This window comes from Deinococcus murrayi DSM 11303 (assembly GCF_000482805.1).
GTDB classification, from domain to species: Bacteria; Deinococcota; Deinococci; order Deinococcales; family Deinococcaceae; genus Deinococcus; species Deinococcus murrayi.
This window is the reverse complement of the sequence record NZ_KI519502.1, coordinates 52065-72059: the sequence shown is the minus strand read 5'-3', so window position 1 is coordinate 72059 and position 19995 is coordinate 52065. Positions and strand designations below refer to the sequence as shown.

At 68.3% G+C, this 19995-nt stretch carries 21 protein-coding genes; 13 read left to right on the top strand and 8 right to left on the bottom strand.

Annotated features, from left to right (window positions below):
• The coding region (gene pyrF, locus H565_RS15140) for an orotidine-5'-phosphate decarboxylase (protein ID WP_034407159.1) at positions 1 to 808 on the bottom strand (808 nt) is incomplete at its 3' end.
• A 118-nt stretch (positions 809 to 926) separates the two neighbouring features.
• On the opposite strand from pyrF, the gene H565_RS0110710 reads away from it, so the two are divergent.
• The 9 genes from H565_RS0110710 to H565_RS0110670 all read left to right on the top strand — a co-directional run bounded on the left by H565_RS0110710 (position 927) and on the right by H565_RS0110670 (position 9233).
• Positions 927 to 1787, top strand: a complete 861-nt coding sequence (locus H565_RS0110710; protein ID WP_027461030.1) for a DUF1028 domain-containing protein — start codon at positions 927 to 929, stop codon at positions 1785 to 1787.
• A 96-nt stretch (positions 1788 to 1883) separates the two neighbouring features.
• Entirely contained in the window at positions 1884 to 2351 is a 468-nt protein-coding gene (locus H565_RS0110705; protein ID WP_027461029.1) for an Rrf2 family transcriptional regulator, read from the top strand.
• 138 nt (positions 2352 to 2489) lie between these two features.
• Complete coding sequence (locus H565_RS15135) at positions 2490 to 4076, top strand: nitrite/sulfite reductase (RefSeq protein WP_034409274.1); 1587 nt, start codon at positions 2490 to 2492, stop codon at positions 4074 to 4076.
• On the top strand, positions 4073 to 4618 hold the full coding sequence (cysC, locus tag H565_RS0110695) for an adenylyl-sulfate kinase (protein WP_027461028.1): 546 nt from the start codon (positions 4073 to 4075) through the stop codon (positions 4616 to 4618). Before H565_RS15135 ends, cysC begins: the two co-directional genes overlap by 4 nt.
• Positions 4615 to 5331 carry a phosphoadenylyl-sulfate reductase gene (locus H565_RS0110690; RefSeq protein ID WP_051363554.1) on the top strand — a complete coding sequence of 239 codons (717 nt, stop codon included), beginning with the start codon at positions 4615 to 4617 and terminating at the stop codon, positions 5329 to 5331. Before cysC ends, H565_RS0110690 begins: the two co-directional genes overlap by 4 nt.
• 57 nt (positions 5332 to 5388) lie before the next feature.
• Positions 5389 to 6561, top strand: coding sequence for a sulfate adenylyltransferase (sat, locus tag H565_RS0110685; protein ID WP_027461026.1), 1173 nt, complete (start codon positions 5389 to 5391; stop codon positions 6559 to 6561).
• A 121-nt stretch (positions 6562 to 6682) separates the two neighbouring features.
• Positions 6683 to 7648 carry an aliphatic sulfonate ABC transporter substrate-binding protein gene (locus H565_RS0110680; protein WP_027461025.1) on the top strand — a complete coding sequence of 322 codons (966 nt, stop codon included), beginning with the start codon at positions 6683 to 6685 and terminating at the stop codon, positions 7646 to 7648.
• Positions 7645 to 8481, top strand: coding sequence for an ABC transporter permease (locus H565_RS0110675; protein ID WP_027461024.1), 837 nt, complete (start codon positions 7645 to 7647; stop codon positions 8479 to 8481). The genes H565_RS0110680 and H565_RS0110675 overlap by 4 nt, the downstream gene beginning before the upstream one ends.
• Positions 8478 to 9233: an ABC transporter ATP-binding protein gene (locus tag H565_RS0110670; protein ID WP_027461023.1), complete on the top strand. Its 756-nt coding sequence runs from the start codon at positions 8478 to 8480 to the stop codon at positions 9231 to 9233. Before H565_RS0110675 ends, H565_RS0110670 begins: the two co-directional genes overlap by 4 nt.
• A 58-nt stretch (positions 9234 to 9291) precedes the next feature.
• Here H565_RS0110670 and H565_RS0110665 read toward each other — a convergent pair whose 3' ends face one another.
• Entirely contained in the window at positions 9292 to 10536 is a 1245-nt protein-coding gene (locus H565_RS0110665; protein ID WP_027461022.1) for an aspartate aminotransferase family protein, read from the bottom strand.
• 104 nt (positions 10537 to 10640) lie between these two features.
• Here H565_RS0110665 and H565_RS0110660 point away from each other — a divergent pair, with 104 nt between their 5' ends.
• The 3 genes from H565_RS0110660 to H565_RS0110650 are packed head-to-tail and all read left to right on the top strand — an operon-like array spanning position 10641 to position 12580.
• On the top strand, positions 10641 to 10973 hold the full coding sequence (locus H565_RS0110660; RefSeq protein ID WP_027461021.1) for a hypothetical protein: 333 nt from the start codon (positions 10641 to 10643) through the stop codon (positions 10971 to 10973).
• Positions 10974 to 11018: 45 nt separating this feature from the next.
• The gene (locus H565_RS0110655; protein WP_027461020.1) at positions 11019 to 11411 is read left to right on the top strand and encodes a hypothetical protein; all 393 of its coding nucleotides are present in this window, start codon (positions 11019 to 11021) and stop codon (positions 11409 to 11411) included.
• 5 nt (positions 11412 to 11416) lie between these two features.
• Positions 11417 to 12580 (top strand): glutathionylspermidine synthase family protein, encoded by a 1164-nt coding sequence (locus H565_RS0110650; RefSeq protein WP_027461019.1) that lies wholly within the window; start codon positions 11417 to 11419, stop codon positions 12578 to 12580.
• Between the two features lie 648 nt (positions 12581 to 13228).
• On the opposite strand, the gene H565_RS16460 is transcribed toward H565_RS0110650, so the two are convergent.
• The 6 genes from H565_RS16460 to H565_RS0110625 all read right to left on the bottom strand — a co-directional run bounded on the left by H565_RS16460 (position 13229) and on the right by H565_RS0110625 (position 18921).
• A complete protein-coding gene (locus H565_RS16460; RefSeq protein WP_157468998.1) occupies positions 13229 to 13894 on the bottom strand; it encodes a hypothetical protein in 666 nt (221 codons plus the stop codon).
• A gap of 174 nt (positions 13895 to 14068) precedes the next feature.
• Positions 14069 to 14269 carry a hypothetical protein gene (locus tag H565_RS0110645; RefSeq protein WP_027461018.1) on the bottom strand — a complete coding sequence of 67 codons (201 nt, stop codon included), beginning with the start codon at positions 14267 to 14269 and terminating at the stop codon, positions 14069 to 14071.
• A gap of 11 nt (positions 14270 to 14280) precedes the next feature.
• Positions 14281 to 16056 (bottom strand): ATP-binding protein, encoded by a 1776-nt coding sequence (locus tag H565_RS0110640; RefSeq protein ID WP_051363553.1) that lies wholly within the window; start codon positions 16054 to 16056, stop codon positions 14281 to 14283.
• Positions 16057 to 16091: 35 nt separating this feature from the next.
• Positions 16092 to 17117: a DNA double-strand break repair nuclease NurA gene (locus tag H565_RS0110635; protein ID WP_027461016.1), complete on the bottom strand. Its 1026-nt coding sequence runs from the start codon at positions 17115 to 17117 to the stop codon at positions 16092 to 16094.
• 64 nt (positions 17118 to 17181) lie between these two features.
• Complete coding sequence (locus H565_RS0110630; protein ID WP_027461015.1) at positions 17182 to 17820, bottom strand: Crp/Fnr family transcriptional regulator; 639 nt, start codon at positions 17818 to 17820, stop codon at positions 17182 to 17184.
• Between the two features lie 180 nt (positions 17821 to 18000).
• Positions 18001 to 18921: a histone deacetylase family protein gene (locus H565_RS0110625; protein ID WP_027461014.1), complete on the bottom strand. Its 921-nt coding sequence runs from the start codon at positions 18919 to 18921 to the stop codon at positions 18001 to 18003.
• Between the two features lie 143 nt (positions 18922 to 19064).
• Here H565_RS0110625 and H565_RS0110620 point away from each other — a divergent pair, with 143 nt between their 5' ends.
• Positions 19065 to 19982: a carbohydrate kinase family protein gene (locus H565_RS0110620; protein ID WP_027461013.1), complete on the top strand. Its 918-nt coding sequence runs from the start codon at positions 19065 to 19067 to the stop codon at positions 19980 to 19982.
• Positions 19983 to 19995: the final 13 nt, after the last annotated feature.

Sequence of the window (19995 nt, the reverse complement as noted above, 5' to 3'; positions counted from 1 at the left end):
AGCCGAGTGCGGCGTTCAGCTCATTCCGCAAGCGCCGGGCCGCTTCCCGGCTCGCGGTCACGCTCAGGCCGTCCGCGTACTGCACCGCTCGGCTCGCGCTTGCCAGCGCCCCCGTCCCACCGGGGTGAAAGGCCGGGGCGAGGTCAGCGGCGGCGGCTCCCTGTGCCCCCAGGCCGGGAAGCAGCAGCAGGGCGCGGGGCATGGCGGCCCGGAAGGCGGCGAGGTCGCCGGGGTGGGTGGCCCCCACGACCGCGCCGACGCTGGCGTACTCGCCCTCCGGTTCCTCGGCCCCCAGCCGCGCCACCTCCGCCGCCACCCGCTCGCTGAGGCCGCCGCCCTGGAGGTCGGCCTGCCCCGGATTGCTCGTCTTGACGAGGACGAAGACGGCCCCGCCGTTGGCCCGCGCCGCCTCCACAAAGGGCGTGAGCGTCTCGAAGCCCAGAAAAGGATTGACCGTGAGGGCATCCCCCGCGTGGCCCCCCGCCAGCCAGCCCTGGGCGTAGGCCTCGGCAGTCGAGCCAATATCGCCCCGCTTACCGTCGAGGAGCACGGGCAGGCCCAGGGTGCGGCTCAGGGCGCAGACTTCCTCCAGCAGGCGGAAACCGGGCAGCCCCAGCGCCTCAAAAAAGGCGAGCTGCGGCTTGACGCAAGCGGCATAGGGGGCGGTCGCCTCCAGCACGTCCAGGGTGTGCGCCCGCAGGTGCGCGAGGTCGCGGTAGAGGTGGGCGCGGGGGTCCAGGCCGACGCACAGCCGCGTTCCCAGGCGGCGGGTGCGGTCGGTGACGAGGGCGGGGAAGGGGGCAGGCATCGGGAGAGACGCTACCAGCTTCCAGCGGCCCGCCGCCAGCCAGGGCTGCCCCCGCCCCTGGCATGCGGCCAAGATGGAAACCTGCGTCCCTGCTCGCGGCTCTGGTAGCCTCCCTCCCATGACCTTTTCCATCGTGGGCCGCGACCCCGCCACGGGCGACCTCGGCGTCGCCGTGGCGAGCAAGTTTCTGGCGGTGGGGGCGCTGGTGCCCTTTGCGCGGGCGGGGGTGGGGGCGGTCGCCACCCAGAGCTACGTCAACCCCACCTACGGCCCCGATGGCCTGCGGCTTCTTGCGGAGGGCCGCTCGCCCCAGGAGGTCGCCGCCGAGTTCGGGCGGACCGACCCCGACATCACGCAGCGGCAGTTCGGGGTTGTGGGGGCAGACGGGCGCTCGGTCACCTTTAGCGGCGAGGGTTGCCACGCCTGGGCGGGGGGCTTCGCGGCCCCCGACGTGGCGATTCAGGGCAACATCCTGACCGGGCCAGAGGTCGTAGGGGCGATGCGGGGGGCGTGGGAAGGGGCCGAGGGCCAGCCTCTCCCCCGTCGCCTCCTCGCCGCTTTGCGGGCCGGGGACGCGGCGGGTGGCGACCGGCGGGGGCGGCAGTCGGCGGCCCTGCTGTGCGTGGGGCCGGGGCGCGGGTATGGCGGCCTCACCGACGACTGGGTCAACCTCCGCGCCGACGACCACCCCGACCCCTGCGGGGAGCTGGAGCGGCTGCTGGGCATTCACGACCTCCTGTTCGGGCGGCCCGAAACCACCCGCGAGCTGACTGGGGACGAACTGGAGTGGCTCCGTGCCCTCCTCATCGTCGAGGACTACGCGACCTCGCTTCCGGCTGGCCCCTGGGACCCGGAGACGGAAGCGGCGGCGTGGGCCTTGTTCGACACCGAGAACCTGGAGGAACGCTGGGTGCCGGGCGGCCAGTTTGACCCGGTGGCGCTGGCGTACCTGCGGGAGCGCTTTGGGGAGAAGCTGTAGGCGCTCAGCTCTCGGCTTTCCGCCGCAACCCCCGGCGGGGGCCGAGGCGGATTGTTTTGCGAACGGCTGGCGGCTCCCAACTGATAGCTTTTTTCCATGCGCCTTTCGGCCACCGATGTCTATGCGTTTCAGGCACTGGGGTACCTGGGCCTCCAGGAGCCGGGCCGTTGGGTGCCCAGCGAGGAAATCAGCGAGGCGACCGGGATTCAGCGGCCCTATCTGGTGCGGATTCTGGCGGCGTTGGGCGCGAAGGGCGTGGTCAAGAGCAAAAAGGGGCTGGGCGGCGGCTACGCGCTCTCGCGCAAACCCCACCTCATCAGCCTGTGCGAGGTCGTGCGGGCGGTCGACGGCCCGGTTGCGCCCCTCTCGTGCATCAGCCTCAACTGGCACGAACCCTGCGTGGAGGAGGACCGGTGCCACGCCCGCGCCAGCGTGTACACCCGAATGCGCGACGCGATGCTCGCCGTATTGCAGGAGTTCAGTGTGCAGGACCTGGTGACCGACGCCCGGCAGGGCGTGAGCTACGGGCACTGTCTGGGGCACCTGCTCAAGCCGAACGCGTAGGGCAGCGCTGAGTCTGCCTCGCAGGCGTGCAGTCTTCCAGACAACCCACATTGTTGACCTGTTTTGTCATTTACTGTATCTCGCACACCGGACTGCCCCCCCGGCAGTCTTCCCCATCCCCTCACCCGGAGTCATCCCATGAGCGACATCGAAGCCCTGAAAAAAGAACTGCCGCCCTTCCAGATTTTCGACCTGATTCCGCAGTACGCCGCGCAGGGATTCATCGACCCCGAACGCACTGACCTGCTGAAATGGGCGGGGATTTACCCGCAGCGCCCGCAGGAAGACGGCTATCTGATGATGCGGGTGCGGGTGCCGGGAGCCGAGTTCGCGAGCGCTACCCTGCGCGAGGTCGCGGCCATCGCCGAGGAATACGGGCGCGGCTTCCTGGACGTGACCGACCGGCAAGCGTTTCAGTTTCACTGGCTGACCATCGACAAGATTCCCCGGATTTTCGAGCGCCTGGAGCCGCTGGGGCTGCACCCGCGGGGGGCTTGTGGCGACACGGTGCGGGCGGTCATCGCCTCGCCGCTGGCGGGCCTCGACGCCCGCGAGGTGCTGGACGTGCGGCCCATCGCCCACGCGATGGAAGGCACACTGACCGGCAATGACGACTTCCAGGACCTGCCGCGCAAGTTCAAGATGTCGCTGACCGGAACCCCAGAGCTGGAGGGGATTCACCTCGTCAACGATGTGGGCTTTCTCGCGCACACGGTGAACGGCCCGGACGGTGAAAAGCAGGTCGGCTTTGACGTGTGGGTGGGCGGCGGGCTGGGGGCCGTGGCCCACCTCGCCAAGCGGCTCGGCGTCTTTATCCGCCCCGACGAGGTGGTCGAGGTGGGCCGCGCCATCGCCGGGGCGTACCGCGACCACGGCTACCGGGTCAACCGCAAGAAGAGCCGCCTGAAGTTCCTGATTAAAGACATCGGCGTGGAGCGCTTCCGCGACATCGTGGAGACGGAATACCTGGGCCGTCAGCTCCCCGACGGCCCCCCCGCCCCGGTCGCCCGCTTCGGCGGCAACGACGTGCTGGGCGTCAATCCGCAGAAAGACGGCCTGAACTACGTGGTCGTGGCGACCACCGTGGGCCGCCTCGACCCCCACAAGGCGCGGGGGCTGGCGGACCTCGCCGACCGTTACGGGAAAGGCGTGCTGCGCACGACCGCTTTCCAGAACATGATGATTCCGCACGTCCGCACAGAAGACGTGGCCGCCCTCACCGCCGAACTGGAGCGGCTGGACCTCGCCCCCAAGACCACCCTGCGCGGCACGACCATCGCCTGCACGGGCACCCAGTTTTGCCGCCTGGCGCTGACGGAAACAAAGGCCCGCACCGCGAGGCTGGTGGACGAGCTGGAGGGGAAGTTCGCGGACCTCGACGTGCCCTTTACGGTCAACCTGACGGGCTGCTCAAACGCCTGCACCCGCTATCAGGTCGCCGACCTGGGCTTCATGGGGGCGCTGCGGGGAGAAGAAGAGGTCTACAACGTGCACCTCGCCGGAAGTCTGGGACAGGCGCAGCGCACCGGAACCAAGCTCAAGGGGGTGGTGCCCGCCACGCGCCTCAGCGAGTACGCGGGCGCGGTGCTGGCCGACTTCCAGGCCAACAAGCTTCCCGGCGAAAGCTTCGTGGAGTACGCCGACCGGGTGGGCCACGAGCGGTTTACGCCGGAGACGGTCCTGGGCGCGGGCCGCGAGCCGACCCCGGAGGTTGTGCCCGCATGACGCCGGTGCTGAACCGCCTCGCAGTGGCGACCGGACGCGTGGTGTGGTTCACCGGGCTGTCGGGCGCGGGCAAAAGTACGCTGGCGCAGGCCCTGCGGGACGAACTCGCGGCGCGGGGCGCAGCGGTAGAACTCTTGGACGGCGACGCGGTGCGCGAGCACCTCTCGCGCGGACTGGGCTTCACGCGGGAAGACCGCGACACCAACATTCGGCGCATCGCCTTTGTCGCGGGGCTGCTGGCGCGGCATGGGGTGACGGTGCTCGTGAGCGCTATCAGTCCCTACCGGGAGACCCGGCGCGAGGTGCTGGCGACACTGCCCAACCCCAGCGAAGTGTTTGTCGACGCCCCCCTCGCGGTGGTGGCCGAGCGGGACGTCAAGGGCCTGTACCGCCGAGCGCTCGCCGGAGAGATTCCGCACTTCACGGGCATCTCGGACCCCTACGAGGCCCCCGAAACCCCAGACCTGCACCTGCGGACCGACCAGCTCAGCGTGGAGGAAGGGGTGCGGCGGCTCCTCGTGCATCTGGGGTATTCGGCATGACCCCTGGGCCACGTGCGCCCCAGGGGGTGGCTGACGACATTGCCGCCCCCGCCTTCCCGCCGGACACCGACCCGCTGGAGGTCACCACCTGGGCGCTGGCCGCCTACCCCGACCTGCTGATGCCGAGCGCCTTTAACCTCAACGGGGTGGTGCTGCTCGACCTCGCCGCGCGGGCGGGCTACCGGGGCGAGGTGGTGTTTGTGGATACGGGCTACCACTTTCCGGAAACGCTGGCGACGCGGGAGCGCCTCGCGGCCCGGTATGGGCAGATGACTTTCGTGACCCTCAACGCGGGCGCTCATCCCGAAGACGGCCAGACCCCGCCCGGCCTCTATGCCACCGACCCCGATGCCTGCTGCGCGGCCCGGAAGGTAGCCCCCCTCCAGAGCTACCTGCGGGACAAGGCCCCCTCCGCCCTGCTCAACGCCCGCAGCCGCGACCAGGCGGCGACCCGGTCGGACATCCCCTTCGTGGAGCTGGGGGGCACGCGGGTCAGGGTCAACCCGCTGGCCCGCTGGACCCGCGAGCGGCTGGAAGCCTACGCCCGCGAGCGTGACCTGCCCGTCAACCCGCTGTACTGGGACGGGTTTCTCAGCATCGGTTGCTGGCCCTGCACCCGCGCCGTTCGCCCCGGCGAAGACGTCCGTGCGGGCCGCTGGGCCGGACGGGGCAAGACCGAGTGCGGCCTGTGGGTGGGCGAGCACCGTCTCTGACTCCCCTTTGCTCGGCCCACAGTGAACCCTTTTCATCCTGCTTTTGAAAGGCGACCCATGACCATCCTCTCCGTTTCTTCCCCCGCCCCCTTGCCTGCGCCGCTGGGGGGCACGCTCGTCCACCGCGTGCAGCGCCCCGGCCATGACGTTGACCTCGCCGAACTCCGGGGGCGGCCTCGGCTGGAGCTGAGCGACCGGGCCCGCGCCGACCTAGAACTGCTGGCGACGGGCGCATACTCGCCGCTGACCGGCTTTCTAGGCGAGGCGGATTACCTCAGCGTGATAGAGCACCTGCGGCTCGCGGACGGGACCCCCTGGAGTCTCCCCATCACGCTGGCGGTGGGGCGGGAAGAAGCCCGGCACTACCGGGGCCAGGTCGTGCTGACGCGTGGGGGCGAGCCGGTCGGTACGCTGGACGTGCAGGAGCAGTACGCGGCCCGCAAGAGCCTGGAGGCCCGTGAGGTCTACCGCACCGAGGACCCGGCCCACCCCGGCGTAGCGGCGCTCTTGGCGGGCGCAGACATCTGCCTGGCCGGGCCGGTGACCCTCTTCACGGTGCCGCGGGGGGCTTTTCCCGGCCATCACCGCACCCCCGCCGAGGTCCGGCAGGTCATCGAGGCGCGGGGCTGGCGCACCACGGTGGCGTTTCAGACGCGCAACCCCATTCACCGGGCGCACGAGTACCTGCACAAGGTGGCGCTGGAACTCGTCGACGGGCTGCTGCTGCATCCGCTGGTGGGCACCACCAAGGGCGACGACGTGCCCGCCGAGACGCGAATGCGGGCCTACGAGGTGCTGCTGGAGGGGTACTATCCGTCCGCCAGGACCCTGCTGAGCGTCTATCCCGCCGCCATGCGCTATGCCGGGCCGCGCGAGGCGATCGTGCACGCCCTCTCCCGGCGCAACTACGGAGCCACCCACTTCATCGTGGGGCGCGACCATGCGGGGGTAGGGAACTACTACGGCACCTACGACGCCCAGGATATCTTCTCGGCCTACCGCCCCGAAGAACTGGGCATCCAGATTCTGAAGTTCGAGCACACCTATTACTGCAAGAGCTGCGGCCAGCTCGTCAGCCCGCGCACCTGCCCGCACGGGGCCGACCATCACCTCGTCCTGAGTGGCACGAAGGTCCGCGAGCGCCTCCGCGCGGGTGAAAGTCTGCCCGCCGAGTTCACCCGCCCCGAGGTGGCCGAGGTGCTGCAGGCGGCCTACGCGGCGCAGGACTAGAGCGGTCACCGAGCACCCCCATCCCATGCCTGCGCTCGCCGCAGGCGTTCTAAAGACGACCGTGCGCCACGTGACACTCTCTCACGCCTGACCTGTTCACTGGGCCTACCAGGAGGGACGAATGACCCGAATCCACATCCGAAGCCTTTCCGCGCTGGCCCTGCTGCTGGGGGTCGCCTCCGCTCAGGGCACGACAACGGTGCGCCTGGGATATTTTCCTAACCTCACCCACGCGCCCGCCCTGATTGGGCTGGAGCGCGGCACCTTTCAAAGGGCTTTGGGGAAGGTCAAGCTGGACGCCCGTTCGTTCGTGTCGGGCACCACCCTCACCGAGGCGTTCGCGGCGGGGCAGATAGACCTCGCCTATATCGGCCCTGGCCCGGCCATCAACGCAGCGACGCGCGGCATGCCCCTCCAGATTATCGCCGGGGCCAGCGAGGCGGGCGCAGTGTTGATGGCCCGTGGAGACAGCGGCATCCGCACCCACGCCGACCTTGCCGGAAAGCGGGTGGCCGTACCCAGCCTGGGCAACACCCAGGACATCAGCCTGCGCCACCTCCTCAAAGAGGAGGGCTTAAGACCCCAGACGGACGGCGGCACCGTGACCATCACGCCCGTCGCCCCCGCCGACATCGCCGCCGCCTTTGCAGGCAAGCGGGTGGACGCCGCGCTGGTGCCGGAGCCATGGGGAGCGCTCCTGCAAGCCCATGGACACCGCCTCATCGGGAGCGAGAAGACCGTGTGGCGCGGCGGGCGCTACCCCACGACGCTGGTCATCGTGAATACCCGCTTCGCACAGGCCAACCCCGCATTGGTCGCCAACTTCCTCAAGGCGCACGCGGACGCCGTGGCCTACCTCAACAAGAATCCGGCGGCGGCCCGCACCTTGATCAACGCGCAACTGGACAAGCTGACCGGACAGAAGATCGACTTACGCGTCTTGCAACGGGCGATGACCCGCACCCGCTTCACGACCGCACTAGACCTTGACGCGCTCACCGAGTACGCCGCCCTCAACGTGGAGGCTGGATACGCCCGCAGCGTCCCCGACCTGCGGAGCTTCGTCAGACTGGGGACCACGCGATGAGCGTTCCGGCCCCCCGCACCGACCCCGTCCCGGTCTCCCCCCGCGCCCCCCGCTGGCGGGTGCTGTCTTGGCAACTGCTTGGCCTGCTGCTCCTCCTGGGCGTGTGGCACCTCGTCACCGCCGTGCTCAAGCTCTATCCGCCCTACGTCTTTCCCAGCCCCGCGCAGGTCTGGACCGAAATCAGCTACGGGCTGTGGGGCACCGGGCCGCAAGACGGCAAGCTGCTCTCGGCCATCGTGGGCAGCCTGCGGCGGGTGCTCACCGGGTATGCCATCGCCGTAGCGCTGGGAGTGCTCGTCGGCCTCCTGATGGGCGCGTGGCGACCGCTGCGGGCCACACTGGGCGCTTATCTGACGGGTATCCAGAGCGTACCCTCCATCGCCTTTGTGCCCTTTGCCATTCTCTTTTTCGGCCTCAACGAGCGGGCGGTGCTGTTCGTGGTCATCCTGGAGGGCTTTATCCCGGTGGCGCTGGCGGTGTCCGGAGCGCTGCTCAACGTGCCCCCCGCGCTGCGGGTCGCGGGGCGGACCCTGGGGGCGCGGGGCCTCTCCCTGACGACCGGGGTGCTGCTGCCCGCCGCGCTGCCCAACGTGCTGACCGGCCTGCGGACCGCCTGGAGCTTTGCGTGGCGGGCGCTGGTGGGCGGTGAGCTGCTCATCAGCGGGGTGGCGTCCATTGGCGAGCAACTGGAGGTCGGGCGGGCAACCGCCAATGTCGCCCTCGTGCTGGCGAGCATCCTCATCATCGGCCTCATCGGCGGCGTGTTCGATGCCGGGTTGCGGGCGCTCGAAGGCCGGGTGCGGCGGGATTACGGGCTGGAGGTGACCCCATGACGGCCCTCAGCCCCGCTCCCCCTGTCCCCGCCGACGAGCCGCCCCAGGGACTGCCCCTCGTGCTGGACGGGGTGACCTACCGCTACGGGCGCACCCGCTCGGCCACCGCTCCGGCGGGCCTGGGGCCGCTGAGCCTCGCGGTGGGGGCGGGCGAGTTCCTGTGCGTGGTGGGGCCATCGGGCAGCGGCAAGAGCACGCTGCTGTCGCTGCTCGCGGGCTTTCTGCGCCCGCAGATGGGGACGATTCTGCTGGGCGACACGCCCGTCACCGGACCGGACCCCCGCCTGACGCTGGTGCAGCAGGAGGCGGCCCTCTTTCCCTGGCGCACGGTGGCTGGGAATATCTCCTTCGGGCTGGAACAGCGCCGCACCCCCCGCGCCGAGCGGGAGGAGCGGGTCGCGGACGCCCTGCGCCTCGTCGGGCTGGAGGGCTACGGTGGGCGGCGGGTCCACGAGCTGTCGGGCGGGCAGCGCCAGCGGGTCAGCCTGGCCCGCGCCCTCGCGCTGCGGCCCCGGCTGTTGCTGCTGGACGAACCCTTCAGCGCCCTCGACGACCGCACCCGCACGGTCCTCGCAGGCGAGCTGCTGAGCATCTGGGCGGCGCGGCGGGTCACGGTGGTCTTCGTGACCCACCACCTCGAAGAAGCCCTGGCCCTGGGGCAACGGGTCATCGCCCTGCGCGGCGGCGAGGTGGCGCTCGACGCCCCGGCGCGGGAACTGAACGTGGCCCGCCTGCGCGAGACGCTGGAGTAGACGCGGCCAATCAAAGAAGCCGGGGCGCGAGGCTCCGGCTTCTTCGCTCTGGGGAGTGTCACTCCGTCTGCTTGTCCTCGCGCACCATCGCTTCTGGCTCGCGGTCGGGGCCAGCGGCGAGCACGCGCTCAAAGGCGGCGACCACCTGGTCAATCTGCTCGCGGGTGATGGGAATGGGCGGCAAGAAGCGCACGACCATCGGCGTAGCGGCCAGGGTCAGCACCCCTTCTTCGTGCTCCAGGGCGGTGATGTAGGGGGCGCTGGGTTCGTGCAGCTCGACGCCAATCATCAGGCCCAACCCGCGCACCTCCTTGATGCGGGGCGAGCGAATGGCCCGCAGCCGCTCCATGAAGTACGCGCCCTTCTCGCGGGCTTGCTCGGCCATGCCCTCGTTTTTCATGGCGCGGATGGCGGCGACCCCGGCGGTCATGCTCAGCGGATTGCCCCCAAAGGTGGTGCCGTGCCCGCCCTTAGGCATCCGGTCGGCGACCTCGGCGGTCATGGCAAAGGCCCCGATGGGAACGCCGCCCGCCATCGCCTTGGCGAGGGTCATGCCGTCGGGGGTCACGCCGTAGTGCTCGGCGGCGAACATCTTTCCGGTGCGGCAAAACCCGGTCTGAATCTCGTCGAGAATGAGGAGCGCCCCCTTCTCGCGGGTGATGTCGCGGGCGGCGCGGATGAACTCTGGCGTGGCGGGGTGCACGCCGCCCTCACCCTGCACGGGTTCGAGGATGACGGCGGCGGTCTGGTCGGTGACGGCGGCCCGCAGTTCCTCGACGTTCCCGTAGGTCACGAAGTCCACGTTCTTGTTGTCCACCGCGTCCCCGAATGGCTCGCGGTACTTCGGCTCCCAGGTAAAGGCGAGCGCCCCCAGCGAGCGGCCCGAAAAGCCCCGCTTCATCGACACGAAGCGTTGGCGGCCCGTCCCAGTGATGGCGAACTTCTTGGCCGCCTCCATCGCCTCGGTGCCGGAGTTACACAGGAAAATACGCTCCAGGCCCTGGGGCAGCACGCCCACGAGTTCGCTCAGGAACTCGGCCCGCTTGTCGTTGGGGAGCGTCTGGGGCATCACCATCAGCTTGCCCGCCTGCTCCTGCACGGCCCGCACCACGTCGGGGTGGCTGTGGCCGATATTCGCCACCCCGTACCCGGCCACGCAGTCGATGTAGGCCCGGCCCGCGTCGTCCCAGACGGTCGCGCCCTGCCCGCGCACCATGACGACCTGATGCTTGTTGTAGACGCCCGAATCGAGGCGCAGTTCGATGTCGAGCCATTTGCTCCGGTTGTGGGTCTTGGTGGTCATACACCCTCCTTGTCTGGGGTCCAGTGTAGGGGCTGCCCGTGAGGGGCCGGGCAGGGGTGTCCAGAGGGGCGGGTCGGGCGAGGCGGGCTGTGGTTCACTGCGGCATGGACAACGTCAACTTCAGCGGCCTGTTTTCCACGTCGCCCCTGCTGGTGCTGACGCTGCTGGCGGCGGGCGCGGCGATGGCGTTTGGCATCGGGCGCGGGCGGCCCGACCTGGGGGGACGGGCCTTTGTCCTGGTGGTCCTGAGCAGTCTGGGGCTGACCCTTCTGGCCAGTTGGTTCACGTTCCGGTCCCTGGGCTTCTCGTCGCAGATGGCCCTCTGGGCGGCAGGCAACATCGTCTTTTCTCACCTCGTGGGGGCCGTGCCGCTGTGGATAGCCCTGCGCTGGATACAGGACATCCAGCGGGCCACGGACGACCGGGGAGGACGGTGACCCCCGCCGCAACCCGCACCCCCCTTCTGCCGTAGAGGAAGCGAGATGCCCAAAACCTTCCACCTCCCCCTCCTCGCGGCGCTGCCCGCCGTCCTCGCGGCCTGCGGCGACGACGACCTGGACCTCGACCGCTACAAACGGACCAAATACACCTCCTACGAGCAGTGCCGCCTCGCCCACCGGGACGCGATAGGGCGCGGCCTGCAACACCCCTGCCAGAAGACGAGCGGCGGTTTTTTCGGGCCGTACATCCTGCTGCGCTCTGGCCTCACCCGCTACGTGGGCTACACGTCCTCCGGCGGAGTGGCCCCCAGCGGCCTGACCTACGACCCCCGCACGGGCAAGACGACCTCCTTCAAGGCACCGGGGGTCAGCCGGGGCGGATTTACGAGCACGGGGCGGGCGAGCAGTTCGGGCAGCGCGAGCTACGGCGGGTGAAGGCCGTGCAACGCCGCACCCTCCTTCCCCGTCCGGACTGGGAAGCCCGGCTGCGGGAGGTCGGGATGACATGGTACGCCCCCACCCCCGAACACCCGGTCCCCTACTGGGGCGAGGAGGGCTATTACGCCTTCACGCCCGGCCAAATCGAGGGGCTGAAACGCGACGCGCAGGACCTCACCGCGATGGTGCTGGAGACGACCGGCGCGGCCATCGAGGGCGGGCGGCTGGGCGAGCTGGGCATCCCCGCCTTCCTGCATGGGGCGGTGCGCGAGTCGTGGGACCGGGACGACCCGACCCTGTACATGCGCCTCGACCTCGCCTACGACGGGCGCGGGCGGGCGCGGCTGCTGGAGGTCAACGGGCAGACGCCAACCAGCCTCGTCGAGGCGGCGGTGTGCCAGTGGCAATGGCTCGAAGACCGCCTGGAGCGCGGCGAGCTGCCCGCCGGAACGGGCCAGTGGAACACGATTCACGAGGGCCTAGGCGAGCAGTGGGTCTACCTGGTGCGCGAGCGAGGGGTGACCCAGGCGCACTTCAGCTCGGCGCGGGAAGTCGAGGACATCGCCACCGTGACCTACCTGCGCGACCTGGCACAGGCGGCGGGCGTCAGCGGTTCTTTCCTCGCGGCGGACGAGGTGGGCACCAGCCCGCAGGAACCCTTCTTGCTGGACACCTGGACGCTGCCCATCCGCAACCTGATGTGGCTGTGGCCCTTCGAGTACGCCTGGGAATCGCGCGACGCCTCCTTTCTGGCGAGCACCCAGACCCGCTTCATCGAGCCGCTGTGGAAGGCCGTCACGTCCAGCAAGGGGCTGCTGGCGCTGCTGCACGAGCGCTACCCCGACTCCGGGCTGGTGCTGCCCGCTTCGCTAGCGCCGGGGCGACTGGGAGGGGAGGTGGTCCGCAAACCGCTGTATTCCCGCGAGGGCCAGAACGTGCAGCTTCCCGGAGAGGCAGCCACGGCAGGGGCCTACGGCGACCTGCCCCTCGTCGAGCAGGCGTATGCCGAACTGCCGAGTTTCCCGGCGGGCGACGGCTCCCGTTACCCGGTCCTGGGCGTCTGGGTCGCCGGGGACGAGGTCTGCGGGCTGGGCATCCGCGAGGGCCGGGGCCGCGTGACGGACAACCGGGCGACGTTCGCGCCGCATGTGGTGACGCCGGGGTAAGCTGAGAGGGCGAGGAGCGGAAATACAAGATTCCGCTCCTCGCCCTTTCTCAAACGATACTTAGTCTATTTCATATAGGCGGAGCCACGCCCAAAAATGGAAACGCAAACGCTTGAGCGATAGCGTGGGTCACCCCTATTTTCGTAAAATTGGAAATTGATGCGGTAGTTCCTCAGTGAGTTGTGTGTCACATCTACAGAGAAAGCAGGGGTTCGGGACCAGGGGGATAACAGGGTGTAGCCATTCATAGGGAATGATGCGGACATCAACACGTTCTGTTCTTTCGCAAGACCCTCGCTGAGGTAGCTTATAGTGGCGAAATATCTTTCGCCACTCACTCTCCTCTTGCCATATAGCTCACCGTAACGCTGCGCCACCTGTTGGCATGACAGTGATTTCTCTTGAATCCATCCCTTATCTATCGCCAGCTCTGTAACCGTGTCCTTCGGAGTTCTTGTTTCTTGAGCCCCGGCATCACAAGAGATAGCTAAAACAATGATAAGAAGCTTCGAACAAGTTTCTAAACTGGAGCAGTACCCCCGCACAGGTTTCAGCAGAGAGGACGGGGTAAATTTCAGAGATGTTTTTAGAGCATTGCTTGATAAGCAGTACTCTAAATAACCCCACCCTCCCCAATGAGTTAATAGCCTAGCAAGCATTCCAACCACTCATTTTTGCCACTTGTCTATTTAGGTATCCACCGTTTTGCGGTTCATCACGATAAACATTAGTTTTGGTCGCACTTCCATTGGAATATACTTTCCATTTATGGTATCTTAGGTAGTATTGGAGATTTTCATCCTTGAAAGACGCACAGATATTCCAGTTGGACGAGTACGTAGCATTGGCGGAAACAGTTACATTTCCGCCAGCAGTTACTCTTGCAATTTTAATTTGTCCTTCGGCGGTCACAGAAATGTTGTAACTACCTGCTACGGTGATTGTCACAGTTTGAGAACGACGAACGTTACGGATTGTGTACCACTTTTTCTGCACTTTCGTATCAGGTCTCCAGTCATACGTAAAACTGTCCAGGCAGTTTACAGGCTCTGTAGGTCCGCTAGATTGGGTATCAGCACTTGTCTCAGGCGCTGACATGTATTCATCCCCACCTCCCGTCTCGCCGCAGTTATTTATGGGGTCGTTATATGTATATCGGTCAATTGTAATGTAATCAGGAATGCCATCTGGAACGACAGATGTTACTTCGTCGTTTGCTGTTTGGAGAGTTACGTCATCAAACGACTCCTGTGCGTATGCCGGAGGAAAGGCAAGGAGCCCAGCGAAGATTACGGCAGCGGAAAAGTTTCTCATAATTGCCTCCATATTGGCAAGGAAGCTTGATCTAGCTTCTTACCTACAGAAATTGTATCCACGTAATATCTCTCATGTATGTCATCTGTGCTTGACAGTGGTGGAGTATTGTGGTAGATTCACAAATCTTCCAAACCTTAGAAGACGATTTAATCAGAGACCTTCGCAGGAAATCTAGTGGTCCCCGCCCAGCCGCTCCGGCGGCGGGTTGAGGTGTGTCTTGTCGGTCCCCTCGGTGGCCGCCTCGGTGTCAAAGGGGTTCTCGTCCGCCAGCCGCTCGACCTCGCGGGCCGCCGCCTCAGAGGTTTCGGGCGTCCATTCGCCGTGGCGGGTCATGGTCTTTTCTTGGCCGGACTGTTTCTTGTCGTCGCTCATCTGCCTCCTCCTTAGAGTCCCAGCCAGTCCTTGGCCGTGTCTTCTGCCGTCTTCCCGACCTCCTCGGCGACCTCGTCGCGGCGGGTGGCCCAGGCCGGGAAGGGGTAACTCACGAGAACCGGGTTGGGCACGTCGGGCTGCGACACCAGCATCGTACCGGGTTGCAGGATGCCCGCCCGTGACCGGAAGCTCTGCGGCAAGAAGCGGTATTCGGGCCGCTCGGCTTCGGCGAGGTCGAGGCGGCCCACCACCCGAATCGCCGCGTTGGAGACGATGCGCCGCTCGACCTCCGAGGCGGTCTGCTGCGCCCCAATCAGGATGATGCCGAGGCTGCGGCCCCGCTCGGCGATGTCGAGCAGCACGTCCTTGATGGGGCTGTCGCCGTCGCGGGGGGCGTACTTGTTCAGCTCGTCGAGGACGACAAACACGGTGTCTTGCCGCCCGGTGCGCTCCTTGTACTCGAAGAGGTCGCGCAGCAGCACCCCCACCACAAAGCTCTGCGCGTGCGCCCCCAGCTTGTGGATGTCCACGACGGTAGTCTGCACGCCCGCTTTCAGGATGTCCGGGCGGTAGGCCTGCGCCCGCTCTGGCGGCAGGTCGCCGCGCACCAGCGGTTGCAGGTGCTTTTGCACCCCGCGCAAGCGCCGGATAAAGGCCCGCAAGGTGCCCTGGTGTTGCTTGAGCACCCATTTGAGGTCGCCCTCGCCGTCGTTTTGCTCCAGCAGCTTGTATTCGAGGTAGGAGATGAGCTGCGCGAAGGTCTGGAGGCGGGTTTGGCCCATGTCGTCAAAGCGCACGTCCTCGGCGAGCAGCGTCTCGGTGTCGGGCTGCCAGTCCTCGACGGTGAGGTAAGGCGCGTCGTCCCCGGCGGCGAGGCGGGCGAGCTTTTCCTCGATGTTGCCGATGACAAAGCCCAGGTTGAGGCTGGCATTGCCGTCGGGGAACACGTAGGGCAGCATCCGCCGCACGCAGAACTCGCGCAGGCTAAAGACGAAAGGGGTCACGCCGCTGGGGCGCTGCTCCACGTCGGGCACGATGACGTCGCCCGCTCCGGCCTTGGGGGGCGCGAGGAACTGCACGTCGCGAAAGGGGGTCATGGGCAGCCCCAGCAGCTCGTAGCGCCCGGCGGGCAGGCCCTTGGCGGCCTGGGTATCCGCCTCGCGCTGGGCGACCTCGCGGTTGGGCTGGTCGAGAAAGAGCAGGTCCTCGCCCTTCACGTTGAAAATCAGGGCGCGGGTGCGGTGGCCCTCGCTCCGGGCATCCAGCACGCCGCTGCGGAAGATGGCGTGCAGCAGGAAGAGGGCGTAACTCGTCTTCGTCGCCACGCCCGAAATCCCGCTGATGTTGATATGGCCGCCCTGCTCGCCGTTGACAAACTGGTAGTTCAGGGGCAAGACCTGCCCATCGGCGAGGAGGCCGCCGGGGAAAGAGCGCTTCATCTTGTCCGCGCTGAGCGCCAGCCGCAGGTCCTCGCCCCGTGCGCGGCGCACCTCGTCGCCGGGCTGGGGGGGAATGAAGTTCTCCGGGCTGACACGGGTGACCTGCACGCGGGCCGCGTAGCTCACTGCAGCTGGCAGCAGGCCCGCCACCACATCCGCGACGTCGCTGTCAAAGGTGACGCCCTCGTGCCGGGTCCGTACGTGGTCGACGATGCCATAAAAGTGCACGGGAGAGCCGTCGGGCTTGCGGGTCTGCACGGTCACCAGGTCGTCTAAGCCCACGCTCGCCCCCGGCGTTACCGCAAACCAAAAGGACACTGGGGTGACGTCCTCGGTACCCAGGACCATGCCCAGGCGCTCGCCCCTCTCGTGGTCCGGCGGAGTCACGACGCCGCTCCCAGTTCGCGGGCGATATGCGCCCGCAGGCGGCGGGTCACCAGGTCGGCGCTCCCCATCGCGCGGGTCATCGCCTGTTCGAGGGCGGCGGTCGGAATCAGGTTCTGGGGGGCGCGGGGGTCCTTGTGGGCTTGGCTGGCGAGGCGGCGCAGCAGCGTCCCGCTGAGGTTGGCGACGGTCCGCACGATGGGCGGCAGGAAGTCGGGGTCTTCCGGGGCGTACATCTCCAGCCGCATCACGCCCGACAGGGGATGCTGATAAAAGGCCGCCTCGCAAAGCCGCACGTACCAGGTAAAGCGGGTCACCCGGCCATGCTCGGAGCGCAGGTGCAAGATGGGCGTGCGCTCGCCGGGCTGGAGTTCGGCGAGCAGTCCGGCTCGGTCGGGGGGCAGATACTGGGTCTGCATCGTCTTGACGCAGCCCACGACCGCGCCCCCCAGGTTCTGGCTGCGCAGGGTGCCGTCTTGCAGGGTGAGGGCGGTCAGGGCCTCGCGCTCGTCTTCCTCGGAAAAGGGCACCGCCGAGGCCAGCCCGTGCGACAGCTCCTGCTCGGCGTGCAGCATGAGCTGTTGCAGCTTGTGCAGGGGCGCGAGGGGTTCGGCGCTGTCGGCGACAACGGGTTCGTACTGCAACTGCCCGGTGTGGGGGTCCCGCGGCGAGAGGCGGCAGGGGTCGACGCGCAGCCCCGGCGCGTGCGCGAGCACCCGTCCGGCCCGCACATCGCGCAGGGTGGCCGGGCGGCTCCCGTGCGGACACAGCTCGACCGCCCCCACCACGTAAGCGCCGAACCCCCCCAGGCCCGCCGCGCCGCCTTCGTCCTCGATAAACACGCGCGATTCCATCCGCCGCTTGCCGTCCACGACGTACACGGTTTGCAGCCGCGCCGGAATGGGCCGGGGCGGGACCGCCGCCCAGCGTGGCGTCTCGATGTCAATGAGTTCTCCGTCAAACCGCTGGAGGCCGAGTTGCCCGCCCTCCATGTCGACGGGCCAGGGGTCGAGGCGAATCCGCATGGGGCGAGTCTAGAGCGTGGACGGGGGAACGGAGAGAGAACCGTGCCAGCCCCCCCCGCGCGGCCTAGTCGCCGTGGTGGCCGCTCAGTGCCCGCAAGCTCGCCTCGTCGGTGAGGGTGATGCAGCGGTAGGCGGGGGTCAAGAGACCGTCGTCGCGCATTTCGCCAATCAGCTTGGAGACGCTCTCGCGAGTGGCCCCGGTGCCTTCTGCAATCAGCTCGTGGGTGGCCCGCACGAAGCGGGTGCCGTCGCCGTGTCGCCCGCCGAGGCTGGATTCCGCGAGATTGAGCAGATAGCGGGCGATGCGCTCGCGCAGCTCGCCGCTTTGGATGTGAACGCCGTCGTTCATCACCCGCTGAAGCTGGGCGCTGAGGCTGCGGGTGACCTCCCACAGCTCGGCAGTGCCGAGGTGCTGCGGGTGCAGGGGCACGACGGACGCATCGGTGAGGGCCGTGACCTGATGGGCGCGGGCGACGCCGTGCAGGGTCTCTTCGCCAAACACGTCGCCGGGCCAGATGTGCCGCACGGTGAGGGTACGGCCCTGGGGGGTCAGGCGCACCGCCCGCAGCAAACCGCTCTCCAGCCGGTAAAGGCTAGGAGCCGCGTCCCCCGCATAGTACAGCGTCTCGCCACGGCGCAGGGGGCGGCGGTGCAAGTCGGTCAGGGGCAGGGTGGACGTGGTCAGGGTGCTGTTGAGGGTCATACGGCGGCTCCTGAGGGCGAGAGGCGAGAACTTGAACCTGACGAGACTGTACAAGGTCTGTTCAAGGTTGAATCCCCCCTGGCCTACCTTCTGAAGGTCCGCTCTGTGAGGAATGCCACGCCAGCGCGAGGGGCAGCTTTGCCCCCGTGTGGGCAAAGGGGGCTGCCGTGTCTAGACCCGTCAGGCGGTGAACACGTCCAGCCCGTCGAGGACGACGCGGGCATGGGCTTCGACCGTCAGGGCGTGGTCGCGGTTGTAGCCCCCCGCCATCATGGTCACGACGGGCACCCCGGCCCGCCGCGCCCAGGTGAGCACCAGGCGGTTGCGGGCCGCGACCCCCTCCAGCGTCAGCGCGAAGCGTCCGAAGCGGTCTCCAGCGAGCACGTCCGCCCCGGCGAGGTACAGCAGCAGGTCAGGCCGAAAGGCTTCGAGAGCGGGGAGCACCTGCCCACGCAGCACCTCCAGGTACTCGCCGTCCGTCACCCCGTCGGGCAGGCCAAGGTCGAGGCTGCTGCGCTCCTTGCGAAAGGGATAGTTGCGCTCGCCATGCACGCTGACCGTCAGGGCGCGGGGTTCGGCACCGAGGAGGGCCGCCGTGCCGTTGCCCTGGTGAACGTCAAGGTCGAGCACCGCCACTCGCCGGGCCAGGCCCTCATCCAGCGCGATGCGGGTCAGCAGGGCGGCGTCGTTGATGAGGCAAAAGCCCTCGGCGCGGTCGCGAAAGGCGTGATGGGTGCCCCCCGCGAGGTTCGCGCCCCAGCCGCACCCCAAAGCGTCGTGCAGCGCGGCGAGGCTGCCCCCGGCGGCGCGGCGGGCACGCTCGACCACCCCCGGACTCCAGGGCAACCCGAAAGCCCGCTCCTCCGCCGCCGTCACCTCGCCCCGCCGCCAGCGGCGCAGCCACGCCGGGTCATGGATGCGGGCGGCGTCGGCCCAGCGCAGGGCAGGCGTGTCCAGCACGGGCAGCAGCCCCCGCACGCGGTCGCGGACCCCCGCGTACTTGTAAGCCGGAAAGCGGTGGCCCTCCGGCAGGGGAAAGGTGTAGGCGGCGGGGGTATAGGCCCGGAAGGGATGGGCAAAACCGGGGTCGGGGGCGGTCACGAGGGACAGTCTGGCGGGGGCGGGGGGCGGCTGCCGCAGCCAGGCGCACCTTCCGGGTGAAGCCCCCGCCCCCTCCCCGCTGTGGTCAAAGGTTGAACAACCCTGGTCCCCTCTCCCCCGCCCCGTCCCTTACCCTGTGGCCCATGACCTCCCCCGCGCCGTTGCCCGCCATCGTGAGTGCCGGAGAAGCCCTGACCGACCTGGTGACCACCGGAGAAGAGGGCCTGTGGCGGGCGCACCCCGGCGGAGCGGGGTGGAATGTGGCCCGCGCCTGTGCCCGGCTGGGGGTCCGCTCGGCCTTTGCGGGGGCGGTGGGCGAGGACAACTTCGGGGATGACCTGGCGCGGGTGGGGGCGAGGGCGGGCCTCGACGAGCGCTTCTTGCAACGGGTCCCGCAGCCCACCCTGCTGGCGGTGGTCTACCAGCTTGACCCGCCCGCCTACCGCTTTCTCGGCGAGAACAGCGCCGACCTGCACTTCGACCCGGCGCGGCTGCCGGAGGGCTGGCTTCGCGCGGCCCGCTGGCTGCACGTGGGTGGCATCAGCCTGGCGCGGCCTCCGCTCGCGCAAAAGCTGCTGGCCCTCGTTGCGGAGGCAAAGGCGGCGGGGGTGCGCGTGAGCTTTGACCCCAACGCCCGCACCGCGCACCGCCACCCGGACTACCCGGCCACCTTCGAGCGGGTCACGCGCCTCTCAGACCTGCTGAAGTTCAGCGACGAAGACCTCGCCTTTTTCTTTCCGGGACAGAGCGAAGAAGACGCGCTGCGGCACCTGCGGGGCCTCAACCCCCGCGCTCCGCTGGTGCTGACGCGGGGCGGGGCCGGGGCCACCCTCTTTCACGCCGCGGGGCGGGTGGACCTCCCCGCCGTCCCCGTGCGGGTCGCGGATACGGTGGGGGCCGGAGACGCCCTGTGCGCGGGATTGCTCGTGAGCGCGACCGAGCAGCCGCAAGCCCTCTGGACCGAGCACCTGCGCTTTGGCCTGCGGGCGGCGGCGGCGGCCTGTGCGCGGCCCGGCGCGTATGCCCCTACGCGGGCGGACCTCGCCGCGCTGCCCGGCTGAGGGAAGCAAAAAG

What these genes read in the sequence shown, in the direction of transcription:
- H565_RS0110655 (WP_027461020.1), top strand. Translation starts at nt 11,019, where the DNA reads ATGCCCAAAACCTTCCACCTCCCCCTCCTCGCGGCGCTGCCCGCCGTC.
- H565_RS0110640 (WP_051363553.1), bottom strand. Translation starts at nt 16,056, where the DNA reads ATGGTCCTGGGTACCGAGGACGTCACCCCAGTGTCCTTTTGGTTTGCG.
- H565_RS0110705 (WP_027461029.1), top strand. Translation starts at nt 1,884, where the DNA reads ATGCGCCTTTCGGCCACCGATGTCTATGCGTTTCAGGCACTGGGGTAC.
- H565_RS0110680 (WP_027461025.1), top strand. Translation starts at nt 6,683, where the DNA reads ATGACCCGAATCCACATCCGAAGCCTTTCCGCGCTGGCCCTGCTGCTG.
- H565_RS0110670 (WP_027461023.1), top strand. Translation starts at nt 8,478, where the DNA reads ATGACGGCCCTCAGCCCCGCTCCCCCTGTCCCCGCCGACGAGCCGCCC.
- H565_RS0110635 (WP_027461016.1), bottom strand. Translation starts at nt 17,117, where the DNA reads ATGCGGATTCGCCTCGACCCCTGGCCCGTCGACATGGAGGGCGGGCAA.
- H565_RS0110645 (WP_027461018.1), bottom strand. Translation starts at nt 14,269, where the DNA reads ATGAGCGACGACAAGAAACAGTCCGGCCAAGAAAAGACCATGACCCGC.
- H565_RS0110690 (WP_051363554.1), top strand. Translation starts at nt 4,615, where the DNA reads ATGACCCCTGGGCCACGTGCGCCCCAGGGGGTGGCTGACGACATTGCC.
- H565_RS0110630 (WP_027461015.1), bottom strand. Translation starts at nt 17,820, where the DNA reads ATGACCCTCAACAGCACCCTGACCACGTCCACCCTGCCCCTGACCGAC.
- cysC (WP_027461028.1), top strand. Translation starts at nt 4,073, where the DNA reads ATGACGCCGGTGCTGAACCGCCTCGCAGTGGCGACCGGACGCGTGGTG.
- H565_RS0110665 (WP_027461022.1), bottom strand. Translation starts at nt 10,536, where the DNA reads ATGACCACCAAGACCCACAACCGGAGCAAATGGCTCGACATCGAACTG.
- H565_RS0110710 (WP_027461030.1), top strand. Translation starts at nt 927, where the DNA reads ATGACCTTTTCCATCGTGGGCCGCGACCCCGCCACGGGCGACCTCGGC.
- H565_RS0110620 (WP_027461013.1), top strand. Translation starts at nt 19,065, where the DNA reads ATGACCTCCCCCGCGCCGTTGCCCGCCATCGTGAGTGCCGGAGAAGCC.
- H565_RS0110660 (WP_027461021.1), top strand. Translation starts at nt 10,641, where the DNA reads ATGGACAACGTCAACTTCAGCGGCCTGTTTTCCACGTCGCCCCTGCTG.
- H565_RS16460 (WP_157468998.1), bottom strand. Translation starts at nt 13,894, where the DNA reads ATGAGAAACTTTTCCGCTGCCGTAATCTTCGCTGGGCTCCTTGCCTTT.
- sat (WP_027461026.1), top strand. Translation starts at nt 5,389, where the DNA reads ATGACCATCCTCTCCGTTTCTTCCCCCGCCCCCTTGCCTGCGCCGCTG.
- H565_RS0110675 (WP_027461024.1), top strand. Translation starts at nt 7,645, where the DNA reads ATGAGCGTTCCGGCCCCCCGCACCGACCCCGTCCCGGTCTCCCCCCGC.
- H565_RS15135 (WP_034409274.1), top strand. Translation starts at nt 2,490, where the DNA reads ATGAGCGACATCGAAGCCCTGAAAAAAGAACTGCCGCCCTTCCAGATT.